This window comes from Bifidobacterium breve DSM 20213 = JCM 1192 (genome assembly GCF_001025175.1).
GTDB lineage: Bacteria > Actinomycetota > Actinomycetes > Actinomycetales > Bifidobacteriaceae > Bifidobacterium > Bifidobacterium breve.
Genome location: NZ_AP012324.1, coordinates 413,361 through 436,038, shown reverse-complemented (window position 1 = coordinate 436,038; position 22,678 = coordinate 413,361). Strand labels below are relative to the sequence as shown.

22 protein-coding genes and 2 tRNA genes are annotated in these 22,678 nt (G+C 56.9%); 17 read left to right on the top strand and 7 right to left on the bottom strand.

Going from position 1 to position 22,678, the window contains the following annotated elements:
* The first annotated feature begins 47 nt into the window (after positions 1-47).
* The 3 genes from BBBR_RS01785 (at position 48) to BBBR_RS01775 (ending at position 1,565) form a co-directional block, all read left to right on the top strand.
* Positions 48-120 (top strand) — tRNA-Thr (locus BBBR_RS01785).
* Positions 121-214: 94 nt separating this feature from the next.
* Positions 215-295: transfer RNA gene (locus BBBR_RS01780), tRNA-Leu, on the top strand.
* A 268-nt stretch (positions 296-563) separates the two neighbouring features.
* Positions 564-1,565, top strand: coding sequence for an AEC family transporter (locus tag BBBR_RS01775; RefSeq protein ID WP_003828269.1), 1,002 nt, complete (start codon positions 564-566; stop codon positions 1,563-1,565).
* A 125-nt stretch (positions 1,566-1,690) separates the two neighbouring features.
* On the opposite strand, the gene BBBR_RS01770 is transcribed toward BBBR_RS01775, so the two are convergent.
* The 3 genes from BBBR_RS01770 to BBBR_RS01760 form a co-directional block, all read right to left on the bottom strand.
* Positions 1,691-2,464: a non-canonical purine NTP pyrophosphatase gene (locus BBBR_RS01770; RefSeq protein WP_003828268.1), complete on the bottom strand. Its 774-nt coding sequence runs from the start codon at positions 2,462-2,464 to the stop codon at positions 1,691-1,693.
* 121 nt (positions 2,465-2,585) lie between these two features.
* Positions 2,586-3,350: a ribonuclease PH gene (gene rph / locus BBBR_RS01765; RefSeq protein WP_032734604.1), complete on the bottom strand. Its 765-nt coding sequence runs from the start codon at positions 3,348-3,350 to the stop codon at positions 2,586-2,588.
* Between the two features lie 547 nt (positions 3,351-3,897).
* The gene (locus BBBR_RS01760) at positions 3,898-5,220 is read right to left on the bottom strand and encodes a nicotinate phosphoribosyltransferase (protein ID WP_003828266.1); all 1,323 of its coding nucleotides are present in this window, start codon (positions 5,218-5,220) and stop codon (positions 3,898-3,900) included.
* 107 nt (positions 5,221-5,327) lie between these two features.
* On the opposite strand from BBBR_RS01760, the gene BBBR_RS01755 reads away from it, so the two are divergent.
* Entirely contained in the window at positions 5,328-5,954 is a 627-nt protein-coding gene (locus tag BBBR_RS01755) for a Pr6Pr family membrane protein (protein ID WP_003828265.1), read from the top strand.
* Positions 5,955-5,961: 7 nt separating this feature from the next.
* On the opposite strand, the gene BBBR_RS01750 is transcribed toward BBBR_RS01755, so the two are convergent.
* Positions 5,962-6,390: a MerR family transcriptional regulator gene (locus BBBR_RS01750; RefSeq protein ID WP_016462241.1), complete on the bottom strand. Its 429-nt coding sequence runs from the start codon at positions 6,388-6,390 to the stop codon at positions 5,962-5,964.
* Positions 6,391-6,648: 258 nt separating this feature from the next.
* On the opposite strand from BBBR_RS01750, the gene BBBR_RS01745 reads away from it, so the two are divergent.
* A complete protein-coding gene (locus tag BBBR_RS01745) occupies positions 6,649-7,659 on the top strand; it encodes an aldo/keto reductase (protein ID WP_003828263.1) in 1,011 nt (336 codons plus the stop codon).
* A 194-nt stretch (positions 7,660-7,853) separates the two neighbouring features.
* Here the strand turns inward: BBBR_RS01745 and BBBR_RS01740 are convergent, their stop codons facing one another.
* A complete protein-coding gene (locus BBBR_RS01740; protein ID WP_003828262.1) occupies positions 7,854-8,135 on the bottom strand; it encodes a DUF3039 domain-containing protein in 282 nt (93 codons plus the stop codon).
* A 104-nt stretch (positions 8,136-8,239) separates the two neighbouring features.
* Between BBBR_RS01740 and coaD the strand changes: the two genes are divergently transcribed.
* The 9 genes from coaD (at position 8,240) to BBBR_RS01695 (ending at position 15,052) form a co-directional block, all read left to right on the top strand.
* A complete protein-coding gene (gene coaD / locus BBBR_RS01735) occupies positions 8,240-8,740 on the top strand; it encodes a pantetheine-phosphate adenylyltransferase (protein WP_003828261.1) in 501 nt (166 codons plus the stop codon).
* A 5-nt stretch (positions 8,741-8,745) separates the two neighbouring features.
* On the top strand, positions 8,746-9,531 hold the full coding sequence (locus BBBR_RS01730; RefSeq protein WP_003828260.1) for a hypothetical protein: 786 nt from the start codon (positions 8,746-8,748) through the stop codon (positions 9,529-9,531).
* 115 nt (positions 9,532-9,646) lie between these two features.
* Positions 9,647-10,279: a YceD family protein gene (locus BBBR_RS01725; protein ID WP_003828259.1), complete on the top strand. Its 633-nt coding sequence runs from the start codon at positions 9,647-9,649 to the stop codon at positions 10,277-10,279.
* Between the two features lie 88 nt (positions 10,280-10,367).
* Positions 10,368-10,562 (top strand): 50S ribosomal protein L32, encoded by a 195-nt coding sequence (gene rpmF / locus BBBR_RS01720; RefSeq protein WP_003828258.1) that lies wholly within the window; start codon positions 10,368-10,370, stop codon positions 10,560-10,562.
* Between the two features lie 170 nt (positions 10,563-10,732).
* Positions 10,733-11,476 (top strand): ribonuclease III, encoded by a 744-nt coding sequence (gene rnc / locus BBBR_RS01715; RefSeq protein ID WP_003828257.1) that lies wholly within the window; start codon positions 10,733-10,735, stop codon positions 11,474-11,476.
* A 159-nt stretch (positions 11,477-11,635) separates the two neighbouring features.
* Positions 11,636-13,600 carry an acetolactate synthase large subunit gene (locus BBBR_RS01710; RefSeq protein ID WP_003828256.1) on the top strand — a complete coding sequence of 655 codons (1,965 nt, stop codon included), beginning with the start codon at positions 11,636-11,638 and terminating at the stop codon, positions 13,598-13,600.
* 16 nt (positions 13,601-13,616) lie between these two features.
* Complete coding sequence (ilvN, locus tag BBBR_RS01705) at positions 13,617-14,174, top strand: acetolactate synthase small subunit (RefSeq protein WP_019727819.1); 558 nt, start codon at positions 13,617-13,619, stop codon at positions 14,172-14,174.
* A gap of 167 nt (positions 14,175-14,341) precedes the next feature.
* Positions 14,342-14,620: a FitA-like ribbon-helix-helix domain-containing protein gene (locus BBBR_RS01700; protein ID WP_003828253.1), complete on the top strand. Its 279-nt coding sequence runs from the start codon at positions 14,342-14,344 to the stop codon at positions 14,618-14,620.
* Between the two features lie 9 nt (positions 14,621-14,629).
* Positions 14,630-15,052, top strand: a complete 423-nt coding sequence (locus BBBR_RS01695; protein ID WP_003828252.1) for a type II toxin-antitoxin system VapC family toxin — start codon at positions 14,630-14,632, stop codon at positions 15,050-15,052.
* A 140-nt stretch (positions 15,053-15,192) separates the two neighbouring features.
* On the opposite strand, the gene BBBR_RS01690 is transcribed toward BBBR_RS01695, so the two are convergent.
* A complete protein-coding gene (locus BBBR_RS01690) occupies positions 15,193-17,406 on the bottom strand; it encodes an ABC-F family ATP-binding cassette domain-containing protein (protein WP_003828251.1) in 2,214 nt (737 codons plus the stop codon).
* Positions 17,407-17,503: 97 nt separating this feature from the next.
* Between BBBR_RS01690 and BBBR_RS10040 the strand changes: the two genes are divergently transcribed.
* Positions 17,504-18,334, top strand: a complete 831-nt coding sequence (locus tag BBBR_RS10040; RefSeq protein ID WP_162832097.1) for a DNA adenine methylase — start codon at positions 17,504-17,506, stop codon at positions 18,332-18,334.
* A complete protein-coding gene (locus BBBR_RS01685) occupies positions 18,324-19,619 on the top strand; it encodes a type II restriction enzyme (protein ID WP_003828249.1) in 1,296 nt (431 codons plus the stop codon). The genes BBBR_RS10040 and BBBR_RS01685 overlap by 11 nt, the downstream gene beginning before the upstream one ends.
* A 274-nt stretch (positions 19,620-19,893) precedes the next feature.
* On the opposite strand, the gene BBBR_RS01680 is transcribed toward BBBR_RS01685, so the two are convergent.
* Positions 19,894-20,622: a type 1 glutamine amidotransferase gene (locus BBBR_RS01680; RefSeq protein ID WP_025262758.1), complete on the bottom strand. Its 729-nt coding sequence runs from the start codon at positions 20,620-20,622 to the stop codon at positions 19,894-19,896.
* Between the two features lie 218 nt (positions 20,623-20,840).
* On the opposite strand from BBBR_RS01680, the gene cysS reads away from it, so the two are divergent.
* Positions 20,841-22,490 (top strand): cysteine--tRNA ligase, encoded by a 1,650-nt coding sequence (gene cysS, locus BBBR_RS01675; protein ID WP_003828247.1) that lies wholly within the window; start codon positions 20,841-20,843, stop codon positions 22,488-22,490.
* Positions 22,491-22,678 lie beyond the last annotated feature (188 nt).

Here is a 22,678-nt window from a genome sequence, read left to right as displayed (position 1 = left end):
TACTTGACTTCTTGTGCGCGGCTGGCGAAATGCCTCCCGCGAACCAAGCCACTTTAGCTCAGTCGGTAGAGCGGCTCACTCGTAATGAGCAGGTCGTCAGTTCGATTCTGACAAGTGGCTCGAACACCCTAGGCTGGTTCGTCCACCTAGGGTTTTGCATATCGCCCAATACGCGCAGGTTCCGAACAAGCCGGTGCCGTTGAGCGGCGTGCACGCGCGAGTGGCGGAATTGGTAGACGCGCAGGATTTAGGTTCCTGTGTCTTTGACGTGTGGGTTCAAGTCCCATCTCGCGCACTGGTTGAGACCTCCCAGAACCACTGAAATACCAATGATTCTGAGAGGTTTTCTTCTATCATTCCCGCTGTAAATATGATGGAAAATATGAGATTTTCGATGGTTCAAGACCGAAAACGGTTGAGCCAGAGATTCTGTTTTTCATATGGTTTGCGGCCTGTTTCCGCCCTTCCGGCACCCACTCGTCCACGGTGTGGCGATGATATCGCGCGATATCCGAAATACGCGGACAATAGAATCTATCAGAGGCTAGATAAGGGAGAGAGTTGTGTCCGCCATACTGACGCCGGTCGGCCTGCTGCTAATCATGCTCGCCGGATACCTGTTCAAACGCTTCGGATTGTTCGGACAGAAGGATTACCGCGTATTGCAAACCGCCGAGTTCAATATCGTGCTGCCGGGGGCCATCGTCTATTCGTTTGCTACCAATCCGCACGACGTCTCACTGCTATGGGTCTCCCTGTTCGCTTTTCTGTTCGCGGCGCTCCCCGTCGTGTTCATTTTTCTGGCCACACACAAACGCAATGTGACCGACCGCGCATTCCTGATGCTCAATGGAGCCGGCTTCAACCTCGGCTGTTTCTCGTTCCCCGTGGTGCAGTCGTTCTGGGGCGCAGGCGCAGTGGTTCCGGCCGCTATGTTCGATATCGGCAATTGCATTATGGTGGCTGCTGGCACCAACGTGCTCACCCAGCAATTGCTGCACATCCGCCCCGGCAAGACACTTGCCGAGCAGCATGCCGGCGCCGCACCCACCCTGCCGTACACGAAACCCAAAGACAAGGACGCCAAACGACTCGCCCGGCGAGCGCTGCTAGGCACCATAGCTAAAAGCTTCTTTGGGTCGGTACCGTTCGATACCTATCTGGCGATGATTGTCGTCACGCTGGCCAACGTGCCCATTCCCGACTGGATTGCCTCAATCTGCCAGCCATTAAGCGGCGCGAACGCCTTGGTGTCCATGCTGATGGTGGGCATGCTGATGGATCTGCCGCAGTCCAAGCATGACGTCAAGGAAGTACTGTCCGTGATTGCCTGGCGAGTGCCGTTCAGCGTCGCCTTCGCACTGGTTTCCTGGTTCCTGCTGCCGTTCTCGGCTTCAGTCCGCGCCGTGATGGTGATTTGCTCGCTCGCACCGATTGCCATATTCTCCACGTTGTTCACCGACAAGGTGCTGGGCAACGCCAAGCTTGCGGGCTTCTCGCTGGCGATTACGGCAATAATCGCATTGGCGATGATGGCCGTGGCGCACGCACTGATGGGCGTGTGACCGCATATGTAGCCGTGTGTGTTGACGGGAACAATTGAGCCGATGGTTCCAGAATGCATCTGGAGCCACCGGCTCAATTGATATGTATTAAGGTCTCTATGGTCTCCGCCGCAGGAGGCAGCAGTTCAGTCGGCTAGTAGCGCTTCGACTGCGGGAATCAAGGCCTTGAGCGCCTTGCCACGATGGGAAATCGCATTCTTTTCCGCTGGAGTCATTTCGGCGCTGGTCAACGGCTCGCCCTCATAGTCAGGCTCGGTGCTGGTACGGCCAGCCGGCTGATCGTCAGGCACGAACAGCGGGTCGTAGCCGAAACCATGCTCGCCGCGAGGCTTACGGATAATGACGCCCGACATTTCGCCGAGTTCCACTGTTTCGCTAGCGATGGCGTATCGCGCCGAGATCGGAGCGGGGCCGCCATCCGCGGCCGTGGTGTGGGCAGAAGACAAGGCAGCCTCGCCACCATCTGCCACCCCACCGGTCACGTCGGCACCAGCTTCGGTGTCCGGCACCACCAGAGCTGCGGCGCAACGGAAGCGGGCGGTGCGCTTGGCATCTGGAATGTCTTCGATCTGCGCGAGCAACAGTGCATTGTTGGCCTTGTCATGACCGTGGGCACCAGCCCAACGGGCGGACAGGATGCCGGGGGCGTTGCCCATCACGTCAACGATGAGGCCGGAATCATCCGCGATGGCGGGCAAACCGGTACGGCTGGCCACGTCGCGGGCCTTGAGCAGGGCGTTTTCTTGGAAGGTCACGCCGGTTTCCACCGGGTCGGGAAGATGAAGGCTGCCGGCAGACACCAGTTCGATGTCGGCGGCGGCCGGGCCGAGATCCTCCTCAAGGATGCGGCGGATTTCAACGAGCTTACCTTCGTTATGAGTGGCGACAACGATTTGCATGATGGATTCCTTGCTATGTGTGTCGAGTCCCCTCAGTCGCCTTCAGCGACAGCTCCTCTTAAAGAGGGGAGCCATGGTATGCGCGCTGACTGAGGGAAGTCTACGACGAATGGCTAACGACTCAGTCCAGTGCCAATGCGGCACGCTGGGCTGCTTGCAGTTCCTTGTTGCCTTTTTCGGCCAAATCAAGCAGAGTGCCAAGTTCGGCACGGTTGAACGGGCGATGTTCGGCAGTGCCCTGAATCTCAATGAACGTGCCGGAGCCGGTCATGGCCACGTTCATATCGGTCATGGCCTGGCTGTCTTCGATATACGGCAAATCCAGCATCGGCGTGCCGTTAATCACGCCTACAGACACGGCGGAGACATAGTCCTTCAACACCTTGTCTGCAGATTTGATATGGTGGTGCTTCTCCGCCCAGTTGACCGCATCGACCAGCGCCACATATGCACCGGTCACAGAGGCGGTACGGGTGCCGCCATCGGCCTGCAGCACATCGCAATCAAGCTGAATCTGGTTCTCGCCCAGTGCCTTCATATCGATGACACCACGCAGGCAGCGACCAATCAGACGGCTGATCTCATGAGTGCGACCGCCAATCTTGCCACGCACAGATTCACGATCAGTGCGCTCGGAAGTGGCACGCGGCAGCATCGCGTATTCAGCAGTGACCCAGCCAAGGCCGGAATCCTTGCGCCAGCGGGGCACCCCCGGCGTAAAAGTGGCGGTGCACATCACGCGGGTGTTGCCGCATTCAATAAGCACCGACCCCTCAGGGGCATCGGTAAAGTGACGGGTAATGCGCACAGGACGCAGTTCATCAACCTTGCGGCCGTCGGCACGAATAATCTGGCAATCGCCTAGCATATCTTTGATTTCAACCATGCGCCCCAGCATACGCCACCCGCCCTATGCTGCGAGTGCAACGATGTTGTCTTAACAACGGGTAATTCACTACCATCACGCCATCGCAGGCCGCAGGCCAGCCGAGGCCAGGCGACGTGGCGCCACCCTCCGCGTTACACCATCACGGCCCGTGAAATGGTGGAGTCGTTGCGTCCCATCGACTGCTGAGATTCATGATGGCGTGGGACGACATGCAAAATTAGGGATTTTTGACGTATCGTCCCACGCCCACTCAGCATCGTGTTATTCATACTGAAACGAGAATGGCATTATTCCAACGTTTTTAATGATGTGATGTTGGGACAACTCGCATATCAAACGTTTGACGTACGTATTGTCCCACGCTGGTGTGGGACAATACGCCAAAAATGGCGAATTTCAGATTTCGTCCCGCGAACTCAACGGCGGGTTCTCGTCAGAGAACCGTAGTCTCCGCGGCCGAACCGTTAAGTAGGCGGCCCAGTGGGCTGCCTGTAGGTGAGGGGAGCAGCTGTGCTGCGGGATTCCGAGGAGATGAAGGTTCTCGTCAGAGAACCGTAGTCTCCGTGGGAATCACCGGTTCGCCCTTCATAAGGCTTTGCGCGGCGATGGGCAATTCGCCCAAAGCCGTGGCGTGGTACTCATGAGCCGCCACGATGGCATCGTGACCTTGCCATTGGCCGTCAATCTGACCGTGATTCACAAAGTCGACCAACAGGTTCTTCCATGCCGGGTCTGCCACATAGCCAGCCAGCTTCTCCTCGGAACCGGAGATCACATGTTCGGTTTCGGCCAGCGAGTACTCGTAAGAGCGGAACGCAAGTTTGCGTCCGGGCACAGTGGCCTTGTCCTTCGACTTCTTCATCACCGGCACCATCGTGCCATCCGCGCCTTCACGCTCGGTGAGCTTGTACACCATCGCGCAGGTGGGAGCGCCGGAGCCGGTGACCAGCATGGTGCCCACGCCATAGGAATCAACCGGCGCGGTTTGCAAAGCTGCCAGCGCATACTCATCCAAATCATTGGTAACGGTAATAGTGGTGTTCGTGGCGCCCAAAGCATCCAGTTGATTGCGCACGCGCTGGGCCATTGCAGCCAGGTCACCGGAATCGATGCGCACACCGCCCAGTTCAGGGCCGGCAACCTCGACGGCAGTCTTCACGGCCTCCTCGATGTTGTAGGTATCGACCAGCAGCGTGGTGTTCTTGCCCAATGCTTCAATCTGCGATTCAAAGGCATCGCGCTCGGAATCATGCACCAAAGTAAAGCAGTGCGCCGCGGTGCCAATCGCCTTCAATCCATACAACTGAGCAGCAAGCAGGTTGGCGGTGCCCTTGAATCCGCCCACCACAGCAGCGCGGGCAGCGGCTACGGCAGCCCACTCGTTGGTGCGGCGGCCACCCATATCCATGCACGGACGATCCTTGGCGGCAGACACCATGCGGGAGGCTGCCGAAGCCACGGCGGAATCGTAGTTCAGAACAGATAGAATCAGCGTCTCCAGCAGCGTGCATTCGCCGAACGTGCCTTCAACCTGCAGAATCGGGGAGTTCGGGAAGAACATCTCGCCTTCACGGTAGCCCTTAATCGAACCGGCGAAGTGGAAGTTTTCCAGCCACTTGATGGTCTCCGGGCTAACCACATGGCGGTCAGACAGGAATTTCAGGTCTTCGTCATCGAGATGGAAGTGCTCAAGCGCGTCAAGAATACGACCGGTGCCGGCCACCACGCCATAACGGCGGCCTTCGGGCAGATGGCGAGTGAATACCTCGAACACACACTTACGGTTGGCGGTGCCGTCTTTCAGCGCGGCGTCAAGCATCGTGTATTCGTACATGTCGGTCATCAAAGCCGGCGAATAATCCACCATTGACAGGGCCTTTCCTACGTTCGATTGTGCTGACCATCAGTGTAGTCCGAATTGCCTCTCACGGGGAGTGCTGTCACCACCCGAAAGACTGGCTACACTCAGAAAGCATGAGATTCATTGTGACATCATGGCGTCTGACGATTGCCGGACTGTGCTTTGTGGGCACGTACGAAGCATGGTCGAAACCGCAGTATTGGGTGTATTTCACGTTTCAGACCGGCTTTGTGTTGGGCATCGTGATGCTGTGGGCAGGCGCTGCCACCCTGCTCAAGGGCATCCAACCGCCAGCCTGGCTCAAGGGCTGCCTGACCTTGTACGCCATTGTCACCGCATTGGTGGCGTTCTTCCTGATGCCGCCGGATAACCCGGATTATGTACCGCAGGTAGTTGGCATCATGACCAATACGATGCTGCACAAAATCGCCCCGATCATGGCACTGATCGACTTCCTTCTGTTCGACCCGCATCGCCGGTTCCGTTGGCATTACATGTTCTCGTGGTTGATGTATTTCCCCGCGTACCTGGCGTTTGTGCTGATTCGCGCGGCGATCTGGCCGGGTTCGGGCCCCGCGGCTGGCGGTAGTCCGTACCCTTACGACTTCATCAACTTGGACAAGCTCGGTTGGCAGGGATTCGGCATCAGTTGCGGCAAGCTGGCGCTGGCCTTCCTGGTGATATCGCTGATTGTCTGGGTGCTCGACCGCGCGCTGCCGAACAAGGCACTGGTGGCTTAGCGGATAACTAGCAGTCGATGGAATACGCGCGGGTCTTGTAGTTGGCCCAGTCAGGCATCTCACCACCGGAATCAATCGCATGCTTGATGTCGGTGTAATAGTGCAGTTTGCGCTGCACGTGCATGGCGGCTTCGTCAAGCGCGCGCCGCTGCTCGTCCAGCGACTCGCGACGGGATTCAAGCAAATCCAGAATTTCGTCGATATGCTCGGGCTCATTGGACTCATAGACGAAGAACTTCTTCAAATCATCAATGGTCATGCCAGCGTTCTTGAAGCAGCAGATCGCACGCAGACGGTTGAGATGGCAATCCTCATACACGCGCTGGCCGGTTTCGGTGCGGTCCACGTTGGTCAGCAATCCCTGCTCTTCGTAGTAGCGCAACGTGGAAGGTTGCAGGTGGAATTGGGTAGCCACCTGACGAATGGTATAGGTCATTAGTTTTTCTCCTTGACGCCCGCGGAGCATACGATCTTTCACAGCTCTCCGACCGTCCCGTTGCACGATGCAACCGCCCCGCCCTCAGCCGCGACACGCTGAAGCAACACAGCCACTTGCATTAAAGTTCACTTTAACTGGAACCATGATACCTGACGACGCAACCAACTGCCAACGTATCCGTGACGCACACGGATCTGGCACACGGCTGCGCAGCATAATAGAGATTTCAGGCTTCAAGCACATCAAGGAGACTCAATGTTCGAGCCAACCGCCGTCTACTCCCCCAACCCGCATCGTTATGACACGATGACCTATAACCGCGCCGGCACCTCCGGCCTCAAGCTGCCGGCGGTATCGCTCGGCTTCTGGCACAATTTCGGCGACATCACGCCGTTTGACCAGATGAAGTCCCTGGTCTTCACCGCCTTCGACAACGGCATCACCCACTTCGACCTGGCCAACAACTACGGCCCCGAACCCGGCCAGGCCGAGAAGAACTGCGGCCTGCTGCTCACCAAGTACTTCAAGCACCACCGCGACGAGCTCATCATCTCCACCAAGGCCGGCTACGAGATGTGGGCCGGCCCCTACGGCGATCTCGGCAGCCGCAAGTACCTGCTCGCTTCACTCGACCAGTCGCTGGAACGCCTTGGCCTTGATTACGTGGACATCTTCTACCACCACCACCCGGACCCGGAGACGCCACTCGAGGAGACCATGGGAGCACTGGCCCAGGCCGTGAATTCCGGCAAAGCGCTGTACGCTGGCCTGTCCAACTACGACGGCTCGACCATGGAAAAGGCCGCCGCAATTCTGGCAGAACTGCACGTGCCGTTCATCATCAACCAGAACAAGTACAACATCCTCGATCGCACCGTTGAAAAGAACGGCCTGAAAGAGACCGCCTTCAAGCTGGGCAAGGGCCTCATCACCTTCTGCCCGCTGGCACAGGGCCTGCTGACCAACCGCTATCTCAACGGCATTCCGGCCGACAGCCGCATGGCTCACGATCCGCGATTCCTCAACGATTCCGCGCTGACCGAGAAACTACACAAGCAGGTCATGGATCTGAACAACCTGGCCTCCGAGCGCGGCCAGACGCTGGCCGAGATGAGCCTGGCATGGCTGCTGCACGACGGCAAGGTGACTTCCGTGCTGGCCGGCGCCTCCAAGCCGCAACAGATTCTGGACAACATCGGCGCGCTGAAGAACACCCACTTCAGCGATGATGAGCTCAAGCTCATCGACGAGATTTCGGCACGCTAGAAACGTCCTGGCTCCCCTCGTTGAGGGGAGCTGTCATCGTAGACGACTGAGGGGAGTAACGGGTGCGAACTCGTTGCTCCCCTCAGTCTCGCTGCGCGAGCCAGCTCCCCTCAGAGAGGGGAACCAAGTAGTCTTGCCGAGACAACCACCCTCAGTCAGCTTTGCTGACAGCTCCCGCCAGCGGGAACGAAAAATCAGCCCATCATTTCTTCGTAGATGCGCTTGCAGTCCGGGCACACCGGATACTTGGACGGGTCATGCTTGGGCACCCAGACCTTGCCGCACAGCGCAACCACAGGACGACCGGTCGCTCGCGACTCGGCAATACGGTCCTTGGACACATAGTGCGCAAAACGGTCGGCATCGCCGCCATCATCACGAACCGGCGCCTCCTCGGTCTTCGGGCGCTCCAGCACCGACGTGCCCGCCCCCTGATCAGGATTCCTCAACGGTTCAGCATCATCAACAAAGCTCATCACGCACTTCTTTCTCCGGTTATGGAACGTTTCGTCTGCAATCCATCATAATTCCTTGTGTCACGAGCCGTGTAAAACGCACCGATAGCGGTAGGCTAGAAGGCATGACTATCGCAGTATGCCCCGGCTCGTATGACCCCGTCACCGCCGGACACTTGGATGTAATCGAGCGCTCGGCACGATTCTTTGACGAGGTACACGTGGTGGTGGCCGTCAATGCCGCGAAAACACCGATGTTTTCCGAAAGCACGCGAGTCGAGGTAATTCGCCGCGCGCTGGAGAAAGCCGGCTGCACCAACGTCGTCGTCTCCTCCACCGATGGCCTGATCACCGACTACTGCCAGAAGGTCGGCGCCACCGTCATCGTCAAAGGACTGCGTCAGAACGGCGATTACGAGGCCGAACTGGGCATGGCGTTGGTCAATCGCAAGCTCGCCGGCATTGAGACCCTGTTTCTGCCCGCCGATCCGATTCTTGAACATATTTCCAGTTCCATTGTCAAAGACGTGGCTCGCCACGGAGGCGACGTGACCGGCATGGTGCCCGATTGCGTCGTCCCCATGCTCAGCGATGCTTTGGCACAGGAACGAGAAGCAAAGGACTGATAACTATGAGTGATGAACATCCCACTGGTTACGTCGACTTGACCACCCCGGATTCGGTCCCGGCCGCCCCCACTGAAGAGGCACCGGTCGATTTGCCGCCTACCGAGGCAACCGATGCGGTACCGACCCCAGAGGCGCCGGCTCCCGCACCGGCCCCGACCAAGGCAGCCGCATTCAATATGGGCACACTGCCCGATCTGCGTGAAACCCTGCAAGCCGACTCGGCGGAAAACAAGAGCCGCGCAGAATTCACCACGGTGTATGACGTCATCGATCGGCTTGAATCCATGCTCGATGAGGCCAAAACCAGCATGTTCTCGCCCAGCATGGTCAAAGTGGATCGCGACGAGTTCACCAGCCAGCTTGCTGAATTGAAAAAGCTGTTGCCGGTGCAGCTGGAACGCGCCTCCGCACTGATGCGCGAAGCCGAGCGCCGCCTGGAATCTGCACAGACACAGGCCAACGCCGTCGTCGCATCCGCCCAGAGCCGCGCCGCGGATATGGTCAGGGAAGCCAACGAACAGGCTCAATTCCTGGCAGGACAGGAAAACGTCACTGAGTTGGCCCGTCAGAAGGCCCGCACGATTCTTGAGCAAGCCCAGGCCAAGTCCGACCACCTGACCCAAGGCGCTGACCAGTATTGCACCACGGTTATGGAGGGTCTGTCCCAGCAGCTTGGCAAGCTCACCCAAGATGTACAAGCAGGTTTGAACGTGCTGGAAGAGCGTCAGCGCTCGGCCGGAGAGCAGTTGCCCAAGCTGACGCTGAACGACTACCCCGAAGCTCAGTAACCAGCAGTACACTCACTGCAGCATTCACGAATGCGGCATAGCGGCGCACGGGACGAAGACAACACCCGATACGCCTCACACGGCTGTGCCGCAGCAAGAGACGAAAGGCAGAACTATGGCACGAGTCGAGGATTCTCTGTGGGCGATCCCAGTGGCTCAAATCGCTTCACGAGCCGGACAATCCAAGGAGATCGACGCCGACTTCCCCGCCCCGAGCGGTATCGGCGACGACATCGTCGGCATCAAGGAGGGTGACCCGGTTCACGTTACCGGCTCATTCGACTCCATCGTGGATGGACTGATTTTTACCGGCCGACTGGTCGCACCATTCGTCAGCGAATGCACCCGCTGTTTAAAGCCCATTGATGAGGACTGGCCGGTGAATGTCACCGTATTCTTCCCGTACGAATCCGCAGCGGACAAAGGCTGCGGCAAGAGCGGCAGCAAAAACGGCAAAGATGAGGAAGTCGACATCATCGCCGGCGAAGACGAATCAGAGGATACGTATCCGCTGCTGGAAAACGGCGCTTTTGCGGATATCGAGGCGATGATTCGAGACACGTTGGTCGAATCCCTGCCGCTGCAGCCACTGTGCAAGCCGGATTGCAAAGGCCTGTGCTCGCAGTGCGGCATCGATCTGAACGAGAACCCCGATCATCACCACGAAATGGAAGATATTCGTTTCGCCGGTTTGGCTGGTCTCAAGGCCCAGCTTGAGGCCGAACAGAACGGCGAACAGGACAAGTGAGGCATACGAACTTGAGTTTTGTACGAGCCATGCGTTAAGATAACGGACGCTTAAGCTCAATCGTTCGAACGAAATAGAGGATACTCAAATGGCACTGCCTAAGTACAAGACCTCGCGCGCTAACACGCACTCGCGTCGCGCGAACTGGAAGGCCACCGCTACCGCAACCGTGAGCTGCCCGAACTGTGGCGCTCCGGCTCTGCCGCACATGGCCTGCCCGAGCTGCGGTTCCTTCCGCGGCCGCACCTACCGCTCCGCCATCCAGCCGGCTCACACCAAGTGAGTCCTGCGATAACGGCTTGATATAGAAAGCCCTGCCATCGACGGGTGGCGGGGCTTTCGCATATCACTCGATTGCCCACGCACCGCAAACACAAGACGCCACATACCGGTGCTTGCACCTATACATAGACCTCAATACACACAGCACATCGCGCGAAGGATGAAGAACATATGAGCGAGAAGACCACACAGCAAGAAACGGCTGACCGCCAAGCTCCGGCCAACGAACTGCTGGAGGCATTGGGCACCACTATCAGCCCAGACCTGCTGGTGCAAGCGTTGACCCATCGCTCCTTCTCGCATGAGCACCCCGGCGTGTCCAACTACGAACGTCTCGAGTTCCTGGGAGATGCCGTGCTGGAGCTGGTCACCACCGAAACGCTGTTCACCATTCACCCGGACATGAACGAGGGGCAGCTGGCCAAGATGCGCGCCAAAGCCGTCTCGGAGGACGCGCTGAGCGCCATCGCCAAAACCAAGCTCAAAGTGGGCCCCTACATTCTGCTGGGCCACGGTGAGGCCGAGCAGGGCGGTGCCGAAAAGAACTCGATTCTGTGCGACATCGTCGAATCGCTTATCGGCGCCACCTTCCTGGAACACGGTATTGATGAGGCCCGCAAGGTCATTCATCGGCTCATTGACGACACCTTGGCGGAGGTGGCCACCGAAGGCCCGGCGCTCGACTGGAAAACCTCGCTGACCGTCAAGGCACATCATCTGGGCAAGGCCGAACCGGTGTACCACATGGAAGTGTCCGGCCCCGAATACGCACAGATTTTCACTGCCAAAGTCACTTTGGGCGATAATCCCGAAATCATCGGCACCGGCAAGGGCTCCAGCAAGCGCAAAGCACAGCTTGCCGCAGCCGAAGCCGGATGGAAAGCACTGGACGCTCTCAAGACGCGGACTAAGTAAGCCGGCTGTCGGATTTACGAATAGACTGATACCAACACGAGCGACGAGCCGCGTCGGAGCCACAAGCACCGGCACACGCGGCTGGAACATACGTGAGCGCCTGGCTTCCACCCTACGGCCAACCGACGCTCGCAGTTGATTTACGAGGTGAGAGGAATCATGGCTTTACCCACGCCTTTGCAGGCATTCAGTGGTGTGCCGAAAACCCACGCGGCCACTGACCAGCAGACCATTATCGATGGAGAGAAGATGACCGGCGCCCAGGCGCTGGTGCGTTCGCTGGAGGATCTCGGCGTCGAGGACGTCTTCGGTATCCCCGGCGGCGCGATCCTGCCCGTCTACCATCAGATCAACGACAGCACGAAGTTCCGTTTCGTGCTCATGCGCCACGAGCAGGCCGCCGGCCATGCCGCCGAGGGCTATGCGCTGGCCACTGGCAAGGTGGGCGTGTGCCTGGTGACCTCCGGCCCGGGTGCCACGAACGTGGTCACCGCCATCGCCGACGCGAACATGGATTCCGTGCCGATGGTGGTTATCACCGGTCAGGTGGGCGTTCAGGCCATTGGTACCGACGCCTTCCAGGAGGCGGACATCGTGGGCATCACCTACCCGGTGTCCAAGCATTCCTTCCTAGTGACCCGCGCGCAGGATATTCCTCGCGTGCTCTCCGAGGCGTACCACATCGCCAGCACCGGCCGCCCCGGCCCGGTGGTAGTGGATCTGACCAAGACCGCACAAACCGGTGATATGTATTATTCATGGCCGCAGCGCATGATTCTGCCCGGCTACAATCCCACCACCAAGGCGCACGGTCGCGTACTATCCGATGCCGCCAAGCTGTTCTCCCAGTCCTACCGCCCGGTGCTGTACGTGGGCGGCGGCGCGGCCCGTGCCAACGCCGGCGCTCAGGTCAAGGCTCTGGCCGATCTGACCGGCGCCCCCGTGGTCACCACCCTGCCCGCGCGCGGCATCATCCCGGACACCGACCCGAAGAACCTCGGCATGCTGGGCATGCATGGCACCATCGCCGCCACCGGTGCGGTGCAGCGCGCCGATCTGCTCGTGGCTATTGGCGCCCGTTTCGATGATCGCGTGACCGGCAAGCTGGATGCTTTCGCCCCCACCGCCCGCGTAATCCACATCGATATCGATCCGGCGGAAATCGGCAAGAATCGTCAGCCCGACGTGCCGATTGTGGGCGATGTGGCCGCCGTGCTGGACGATCTGATTCCTGAAATCGAGCGCACGCAAGCCATTCAAGGCAAGCCGAACCTGGCTCCCTGGTGGAAGGCAATTGATGGCTGGCGCAAGGAATACCCGATGACGTGGGACAAGCCGACCGACGGCTCGCTGGCCCCTCAGTGGGTCATCAAGAAGCTCTCCGAGCTGGCCGACTCCTCCACCATCTGGGTGACCGGCGTGGGCCAGCACCAGATGTGGGCTTCGCAGTTCATTGACTTCGAGAACCAGCACTCCTGGATTTCCTCCGGCGGCTTGGGCACGATGGGCTACGGCCTGCCGGCAGCCATCGGCGCATCCGTGGGTTCCGCCCGTAAATTTGAAGGCAAGAAGCCGGTGTGGCTGATTGATGGCGACGGCTCCTTCCAGATGACGTCCGAAGAGCTGGCGGCCGCATTCTTGGACCACGCTCCGGTAAAGATCGCAATCCTCAACAACTCCGTGTACGGCATGGTTCGCCAGTGGCAGACCCTGTTCTACGAGCACCACTACTCGCAGACCAACCTGTTGGATGGCGAGGCTCACGGTACCGATGGTGCCGGGCACCTGGCCGATGATTCGGTTCCGATCGAGGTGCCTGACTTCATCAAGCTGGCCGAAGCCTATGGTTGTGTCGGCATCCGCGCGTTCACTGAAGATGAGGCGATTGCCGCCATCGAGAAGGCGAACCAGATCAACGACCGTCCGGTGCTCATTGATTTCCGCGTATGGAAGGACGCCATGGTGTGGCCGATGGTTGCCGCAGGCGCCTCAAACGATGAGGTGATTTACAAGCCCGGTATCAAACCGCTGACCGGCGGGACCCCGGCTCCAGGCACCGGCCCGGACGAACATGCGACTGGCGTGTTCGAGCACGAGACCACGACCGCCGCGAACGAGCACTGAGGAGAGGAGAATCATCATGGCTACTAACTATCCTGCATCTCGTCCCGGTTCCGAGCGTCATACACTCTCTGTTCTGGTGGAGAACCGCCCAGGTGTGCTGGCCCGCATCGCCGGCTTGTTCGCCCGCCGCGCGTTCAACATCAACTCTCTGTCCGTCTCCCCCACCGAGCGCCCGGACATCTCCCGTGTCACGGTGACCGCCGACGTGGAGGCTGTGCCGCTCGAGCAAATCATCAAGCAGCTCAACAAGCTGCTGCACGTGCTGAAGATTGTGGAACTTGACCCGAATTCCACCGTGGAGCGCGAGCTGGTGCTGATCAAGGTGTCCGCCGATCAGTCCAACCGTTCCGACGTACTGGAGATTGTGCGCCTGTTCCGCGTGCGCGTAGTGGATGTGAACCCGGAATCGCTGACCATCGAGGCGACTGGCGCTGAAGGCAAGATCGACGCTCTGCTGGGGCTTCTGGAGCATTACGGCGTCATCGAGCTGGTTCGTTCCGGCGCAGTCGCCGTAACCCGTGGCCCGCACGCCTTAAGCGAAAAGGTCGTCGGCTCCGAAGTCACCGGTCGCTGATTTTCTCTGGCTTCCCTCCGTCCGAGGGGAGCTTGCAAGACCAAATCCAAAGGGCGGATATGTACAACGCATATCCGCCCTTTTTGTATGCGCACCTCGCAACCCCATCTGCATGCATAATGACAGCACCATTTGCTAGCATTATGACAGCAACAAGGAGGTGCATTATGGCAACACTGACCATCCGAAAAATACCCGATGAACAAATTCAACAGCTCAAGGAAGTGGCCGAAAAGAACAATCGCTCCATGGAATCTCAGGTGCGGTCCATTCTTGAAGAATGGTTGGCCGGCACGGTGGCACACGAAATGACACGAAAGACCAATTTTTATGACGAGATCCGTGAATTCATGGAAAAAATAGATTTTGATGGGCTCGAAGAAGGAGAGATTCCAGCGCCTGAACGAAATCCTGATGATTCCCGACCACCAGTGACCTTTGAATAGGTCGTAACCATGATTATTTTGGACACCAACGTCATCAGCGAAATCATTAAGAAACAGCCAGACGAGCACGTTGCCAATTGGCTGAGAAACCAAGATACAAGCAATTTGGCGACCACTGCCATCACCGTAGCCGAGTTGTTGGCCGGAATATGTCAAATGCCTGAGGGCAAACGACGAAAGTACACGGACACAACCATCAAGCTTGAGCTTATGACCTTAGCAGATAGAACATTCGCATTCGACACCCAAGCAGCTGCCAATTATGCAACCATCTTCATTGGACGCGAGCGCAGGGGCAAACCTACAAGTATCCAAGATGCCATGATTGCGGCAATTGCCCGCTCTTGGGGAGCAAGTGTGGCCACACGTAACACCAAGGACTTCGAAGGCACCGGCGTGGAACTCATCAATCCTTGGGAATACAAAGGCTAACGGACAGCTCATAGAACCAACGAAGGGCGGTTCGGTATGCACTTTGGCTCCCCTCTCTGAGGAGAGCTGTCACCGGAGGTAACTGAGGGGGATCCCCACAGCAAATCACGCTTCGCAGCAGACCACACTGCGTTCCCCGGCTACTCCAACTGTTCGGAGAGCTCGAGCCATTCGGCTTCGAGGTCATCGCTTTCGCTGTTGACTGCGGTGAGCTGTTCGTTGAGCTTGTTGAGGCCTTCGTAGTCGCTCGGGTCATGGCTGGCCATCTGCGCCTCGAGGTCGGATTTCTGTTCTTCCAACTTGGCAAGTTTGCGCTCGATGGCGTTCACACGCTTGGACGCCTCATGGAATGCCTTGCCGCTCAGCTTTGGCTCAGCCGAATCTTGAGCTCCCTCCGAAGAAGTCGACTGAGGGAGAGACTCAGCCGCAGAACCCTTACCCTGTGCCCCACGCTTGGCCGATGACCCACCAGTCCCAGCAAAGCCGGCCCTATCCTCCGGAAGCCCCTTGCCGTTCTTGAGGTCCTCAACCATGTCAAGGTAATCCTGCACGCCACCAGGCAGATGGCGCACCTTGCCGCCGATCAATGCGAACTGCTGGTCAGTGACGCGCTCAAGCAGGTAACGGTCGTGGGAAACCACGATCAGGGTACCCGGCCAGGTGTCGAGTAGGTCTTCCATTACAGCGAGCATGTCAGTATCCAAATCGTTGCCGGGCTCGTCCATGATGAGCACATTCGGCTCATCCAGCAGAATCAGCAGCAATTGCATGCGGCGCTTTTGGCCGCCGGACAGGTCACGAATCGGCGTCATCAGCTGTGCGGACTCAAAGCCAAGCCGCTCCATAAGCTGGCCCGGAGTGACTTCTTTACCCTCCACGATGTAGCTGGGCTTATAGCGGCTCAGCACTTCCTTAATCTTGTACTGGCCCAGCTTCTCCAGCTCGTCCAAACGCTGGGAAAGAACGGCGAACTTCACGGTCTTGCCGATGTTCACGTGGCCCACGGTCGGGGTAAGCGTGCCATCGATGAGCTTGAGCAGCGTGGACTTGCCGGCACCATTAGCGCCGACGATGCCGAAACGGTCGCCCGGACCGATCAGCCATGTCACGTCATCGAGAATCTCACGGCCGGACACGGTGACTTTGCGTGCGGCGGATGTCGCGGCTTCCTCGTCAAGGGCATCGCTGCCGATGGTCTCGCCACCGGTGTTCTGGCGGCGAACCTCACGCTCGATGTCGCTCGGCGCATTGGCCTCCGCTTCACGCGCCTTGGCCGCGGCCTCGATGGCTTCGGGCACACCCGCATCAACCAATCGGGGATCGTCCATATCGGTGACGGCCACCTCAACGGAACCATGCAGCTGCGGCTCGGCATACATGGCGTTCACCACGTCCACACGTGAGGCCGAGTCGGCAAGCGCCGCCACGTCCGGGTCTATCTCGGCCATGCCCTGCGTGTGTTCAAAAATCTGTGTGACGTTGATGAGGTCGACCACCTGCTTGCCAAGGCGGGAGGTGGCCATTTGCTTGAGCTCAACCGTGTTGCGCATCGGCGGCACATCGGCGATGAGCTCACGGGCGGCTTTGACGTGGAACTTTTGCTTGGTGGAGCGAGCGCGGGCGCCGCGGGACAGCCATGCAAGCTCCTTGCGTGCCAGATTGCGGCGCTTCGTCTCGCGCACGTCGGCCTGACGATCGCGCTCGACGCGCTGCAGCATGTATGCCGAATACCCGCCTTCGAACGGCTCAATCACGCCGTCGTGAACCTCCCACATGGATTCGCACACTTCGTCCAAGAACCAACGGTCGTGGGTGACGAGCAGCAATACGCCCTGACCTTTGGACCAACGGTTCTTCAGGTGCTCGGCCAACCAGTGGATGGTGACCACATCAAGATGGTTGGTGGGCTCGTCGAGCGCGAGAATATCCCAGTCCTTAAGCAGCAGTCGAGCCAGATCGGCGCGGCGACGTTGGCCGCCGGACAGGGATCCGACCTTGGCGTCCAGGCTCATGCCGCCGAGCAGGGCTTCCACGATCTCGCGCGAGGTGTTGTCGGACGCCCATTCGTAGTCCGCGCGGCCTTCCAATGCGGCTTCGCGGATGGTGGCGTTGTCGTCAAGTGGATCGCGCTGGTCGAGCATGCCGAAGGTGAGTCCACCGCGCTTCGTCACGCGGCCGGAGTCCGGCTCCTGGGTGCCGCGGAACAGGTGAAGCAACGTGGATTTGCCGTCGCCGTTCTTACCGACAATGCCGATACGGTCGCCCTCGAATACACCTTGGGTCACATCGGTGAAGATGGTTTTGGTGGCGAAGGCGAGCGAAACGTGTTCCAGTCCAATGTCATAAGTCGGCATGACTCACCAATGTAGCGCCACCACAGGCCATAGGACTCCCAAGAATATGTCTCAACAACCTACTATAATAGAAAGATCGGCAAAAGAGGAGAATATCATGGCTAAAAAAATACTCCTAAAACCCGTTCTCAAATGGGTTGGAGGTAAAAGACAACTTTTAGATCAGATTTTGCCTCTAATACCAGAATCCTCAACATATGTAGAGCCCTTCGTAGGCGGTGGAGCTGTTCTCCTGGCAAAACAACCAGAGAATGCTATCATCAACGATTACAACAGTGAATTAATAAATGTGTACGAATGCGTACGAGATCACACTGATGAATTACTTGATCTCCTTCATAGCCATGCTGAAAAAAATAGTTCAGATTATTTTTATTCTATAAGAGCACAAGATCGCGAACCAAATTTTAAAGAAAGAAGCCCAGTGCAACGCGCCGCAAGAATTATCTATTTGAATAAAACATGTTTTAACGGCTTATACAGGGTCAATTCTGCCGGACAATTCAATTCTCCATATGGTCGCTACAATAACCCAGCAATAGAAAATAGACCAGCCATACGAGCATTAGCAAAATATCTGTCCGGAAATATAAAGATATTATGTGGCGATTACGAATTAGCCCTGCAAAATCTTGATAAGGATTCGTTTGTATATTTAGACCCTCCATATATGCCCATATCATCCTCTGCATCCTTTACCGGTTATACAGAGGGAGGATTCGATTACAACGAGCAATTGCGTCTAAAAAATAACTGCGACAAGCTTGCGTCGCAGGGAATCAAATTCCTCGAATCAAATTCGGATTGTGAAGAAATCAGAGAGCTATATAAAGATTACAAAATCATCTCTGTATCAGCGAATCGTTCGATTAATTCTAGAGCCGACCGACGAGGAGCAATTAAGGAAGTACTAATCGATGGAAGATAAAGCCAATAAAGCTTGGACCGATCTGATACAGGAATATCAAATAGATAATGCAATAAAACAACATGGGGAATTCATCATACAGGCTAAGGATATTAAGAAATATCGAGAGCCACGACTTATGGCAAAATGGGACTCGAGCGAAAGTCTTCCTACGATATTAAAGAAATCTGATATCAATATATTACCAGTCTCCCGTTCTGCTTACGTGCTTTCCAATTTCAAGCTGTATCAGCCATTCCCGGAAAATGATATAAATACAGTAAAGTACGTCCCTCCCTTACCACTGGAATCTATTGATTTCAACAATCTGTCCACTGAATCCAATGCGATCAATGCAATGCTCATCACTGGTATACTTGATGACTTCTTAGGCACAAATAATACAGTGGAAACTTTCAATGGTCGAATGGGAACTAATGATTTCTCATTTACTGTCAATCTCACCAACGGCGGCAAGCGGCAGGTGGATGTCCAGAGCGCTCAACTGGAGATCGACGGAGGATTTGAAAACGATGATTCCATAATTATTATGGAGGCAAAGAATGTACCTCATCCAGATTTTCACATAAGGCAATTGTATTTTCCATATCGATTGTGGTGTGAACGCGTAAGGAAACCAATCCGTTTGGTCTTTTCGCAGTATATCGATTCAATATATCACTTATATGAATATGAATTTGCTAAAGAGGATGATTATTCGTCAATTCATCTAATTCAACAGAGAAATTATTCTTTTCAGTCTTCTGCAATTTCATGGGACGACATACAAAGAATTATCGATTCGAATTCACCAGAAATAGACGACAATTACGACGATACATCGATACCATTTATTCAAGCAGATTTATTCACACGGTTGATTTCCCTAATAGAACAATTAGATAAAGTACCCAATATGACTTCTGCTGAAATTGCATCATCTATGGAATTTGACATTCGTCAAGCATCATATTATTCATCGGCAGGAGAATATCTCGGAGTAATCGAGAGACCGTTGCGAGGTCATTCACAACTTTCCTTGACAGGCATCAAATTAATGCGCTTGAAACTTCGCGAACGCAGATTAGAGCTCATTAAGTTAATCGTCAGACATAACATTTTTCACGATCTTCTTTCGCAAATCATCGACACTGGGGAGTTCCCCTCTCGCGAAGCTATAATTGATAGGATGAGGCGCTATAATGTTTGTAAAGATGCAACTACTCTATATCGTAGAGCTTCCAGCGTCTCTGGCTGGCTACGATGGATAGTCACGCTTCCCGATACTACTGAGGAATTTGAATAATTCATTGTACGATATATACTAAGTCATAGTATCAGCATCAAAAGGAGGCTTGATCATGGTTAATGATAAACGCCCTGTAATTCAGACTCAAGGATACAACGGCAGTGAGCCTACGCGCATGTGCCCTCATTGCGGAAAAGAAAAACCACTAAGTGATTTCGGTTACCGAAATATGGGGAATGATACTATCCGTAACCAGTCATGGTGTAAGGACTGTCGATAAAAGTAATGCACCGCGTCATGAACGCGGTGCATTACTTTTTCTGGTTATAGGTTATTTGCCCAGCGTCTGAGCGTAGGAGTTGCAGCGGGCCGCAAAACCGGAGAACACTTGCTCGGCGAGCGGATGCAGTAGCTGATCGTATTGGGCGAATTGCTCGCGCAATTGGGACTTGGACCCACCCGCGGCCTTGAGATCCTTGACCATGCTCGGCTCATCCAGCCATTCGTCCAGCAGCGAGCCGCACACCTCAAGATGGAACTGCATGCCCAGCGCGGATCCCAGTCGGAATGCCTGCACCTTGGTGGAAGACGAACGCGCCAGCAGCTGGCCTCCCTCGGGCAAACCCACCACGTCGTTATGCCAGTGCAGCACCGTCAGCTGCTTATCCCACATGGAGAAGAAGTCATGCTTGTCCACACGCTTGATCGGCGCGAACCCAATCTCCGGCGCATCGCCCTTGCGCAGCTGCGCACCAAGCGCAGTGGCGATAATCTGATGCCCCAGGCATACACCGAGAATCGGCTTGCCTGAAGCCACGGCGGCACGTGCCAACTTGGCTTCCGCCTTCAGCCCCGGATACTTGTCGTAATCAAGCGCTCCCATAGGTCCACCCATGATTACCACGCCAGCCAGTTCGCCGAAATCAGGCAAGTCCGGTTTCTTTTTGTCGACGATATTCATCGTCACCGTCTCAAGACCGATGTCTTCGAGGTTCGACAATATGCGTCCCGGACGTTCCCATGGGACATGTTGCAAAATGAGCACTTGTGGTGTGGCCATGACTTCTATTGTGGCACGAGCGTTCCCCGTTTGCGTAACAGGCAGGGCAAATCCATGAATCTCGCAGTTTCCGCAGCGGTCAAAGACGTGTTCTCGCGAGACTGTTGTCCCGCTTCTCATCCGTCTGTCACCTCGTTCGGGCCCCGCCTGTGAAGCGTTCATCAAGCTCTTCGAGTAACGATTCAGCATGTCTGGTTCGGACCCTACGCTTGAGCGTTATGGGAAACAGCCAAGAACCGCAGGATTTCAACATTTCCGTCATGCCTTCAAGCCTGACGCCGGTGCATGTCGCCAAGGCCGCAGAAGGCCTGAATCTGTATGACACCGCCTCGCACCAGGTCAGTCATTTCGTGCCGCTCAAGCCGGGCGAGGTCGGCATCTACGTGTGTGGCGCCACCGTGCAGTCTTCCCCGCATATCGGCCATATCCGTGCCGCCGTAGCGTTCGACATCGTGCGCCGCTGGTTCTTGAAGCTCGGATACAAGGTCACGTTCGTGCGCAATGTGACCGACATCGACGACAAGATTCTCGACAAGGCCGCAACCGCCGGTCAGCGCTGGTGGGCCCGCGCCTACTACTATGAGCGCGAATTCACCGAGGCGTACAACACGCTTGGCGTGCTGCCGCCCACCGTGGAGCCCCGCGCCACCGGCCATATGTCGGACATGATCGATCTGATTCAGCGCATTCTCGACAACGGCCATGGCTATGTGGTCACGGATGCGGATGGCAAGCCCACCGGCAACGTGTACTTCGACGTGGCCTCCTGGCCGCATTACGGCGAGCTGACCCACCAGAAGCAGACCGCCGAGGTCGATGAAGCAGCTGCCGTGGCCGACCGCATGGGCCCGTCCGTGGATGCCACCGGCGACGACAAATACAACCCCGTCGATCCGGCCGATGCCTCCCCCGACAAGCATGATCCGCGCGACTTTGCACTGTGGAAAGCTCCGAAGGATACCGACCCCGAGGACGCTCGCTGGTCAACCCCGTTCGGCGTGGGACGTCCGGGCTGGCATATCGAATGCTCTGCCATGTCCCATCGTTATCTGGGCGACGGATTCGACATTCACGGCGGCGGCTTGGACCTGCGCTTCCCGCACCATGAGAACGAGATGGCCCAGACCCGTGCGGCTGGCTACCCGTCCGCCGCACGCTGGATGCACTCGGCTTGGGTGACCGCCAAGGGCGAGAAGATGTCGAAGTCTCTCGGCACTGGCCTGTCCGTGCCGTCTGTGCTGGCTGAGAACTCCGCTTGGGTGGTGCGTTACGCGCTGGGTTCCGTGCAATATCGTTCGATGCTCGAATGGTCCGATCAGGCACTGGTCGAGGCTCAGGCCGCATACGACCGTGTCTCGAACTTCATCGAGCGTGCCGGCGTGGCCTTGGGTGGTCAACCGTCCCGCGAAGAGGTTACCGGCATATCCGCCGATGACCTGCCCACCGATTTCGTGGCCGCGATGAACGACGATGTCAACGTCTCCGGCGCGACCGCCGCGATTTTCACCACCATTCGTTCCGGCAATACGCTGCTCTCGCAGCTTGCCGATCGCGCCGATTCCGAGGCCGTGCAGGCCGAAGTGCGTGAGACGCTGCTCGCCGTGCGCGCAATGCTCGACACGTTGGGACTGGATCCGCTGGCCGAACCGTGGGTCTCTGCCGGAGCTGCCGGTGGTGCCAGCGATGGCACGACCGAGACCCCCGAGCACGCCGCATTGGAAGCGCTTATTACCGAACAGCTCAATGCCCGTGCCGAAGCCCGCAAGGCTAGGGACTTTGCCAAGGCCGATCAGATTCGCGATACGCTGGCCGAGGCCGGCATCACCATCGAAGACGGCCTGCAAGGCTCGACCTGGAGCCTGAAGTAGCCACTTAGCGACATCGAACAACGATATTCCCGTTTCAAGGGGCTGATTTGTCCGATTCCGGAGGTCTACTTCCGTTTCAAGGGGCTGACGCTCAAGTAGAGGCACACTACAAATGGCTTAACGACGGTGTCGTTAAGCCATTTGTACTTTCAGTTTGAAGTTTAGGCAGCCCCTTGAAACGGAAGTAG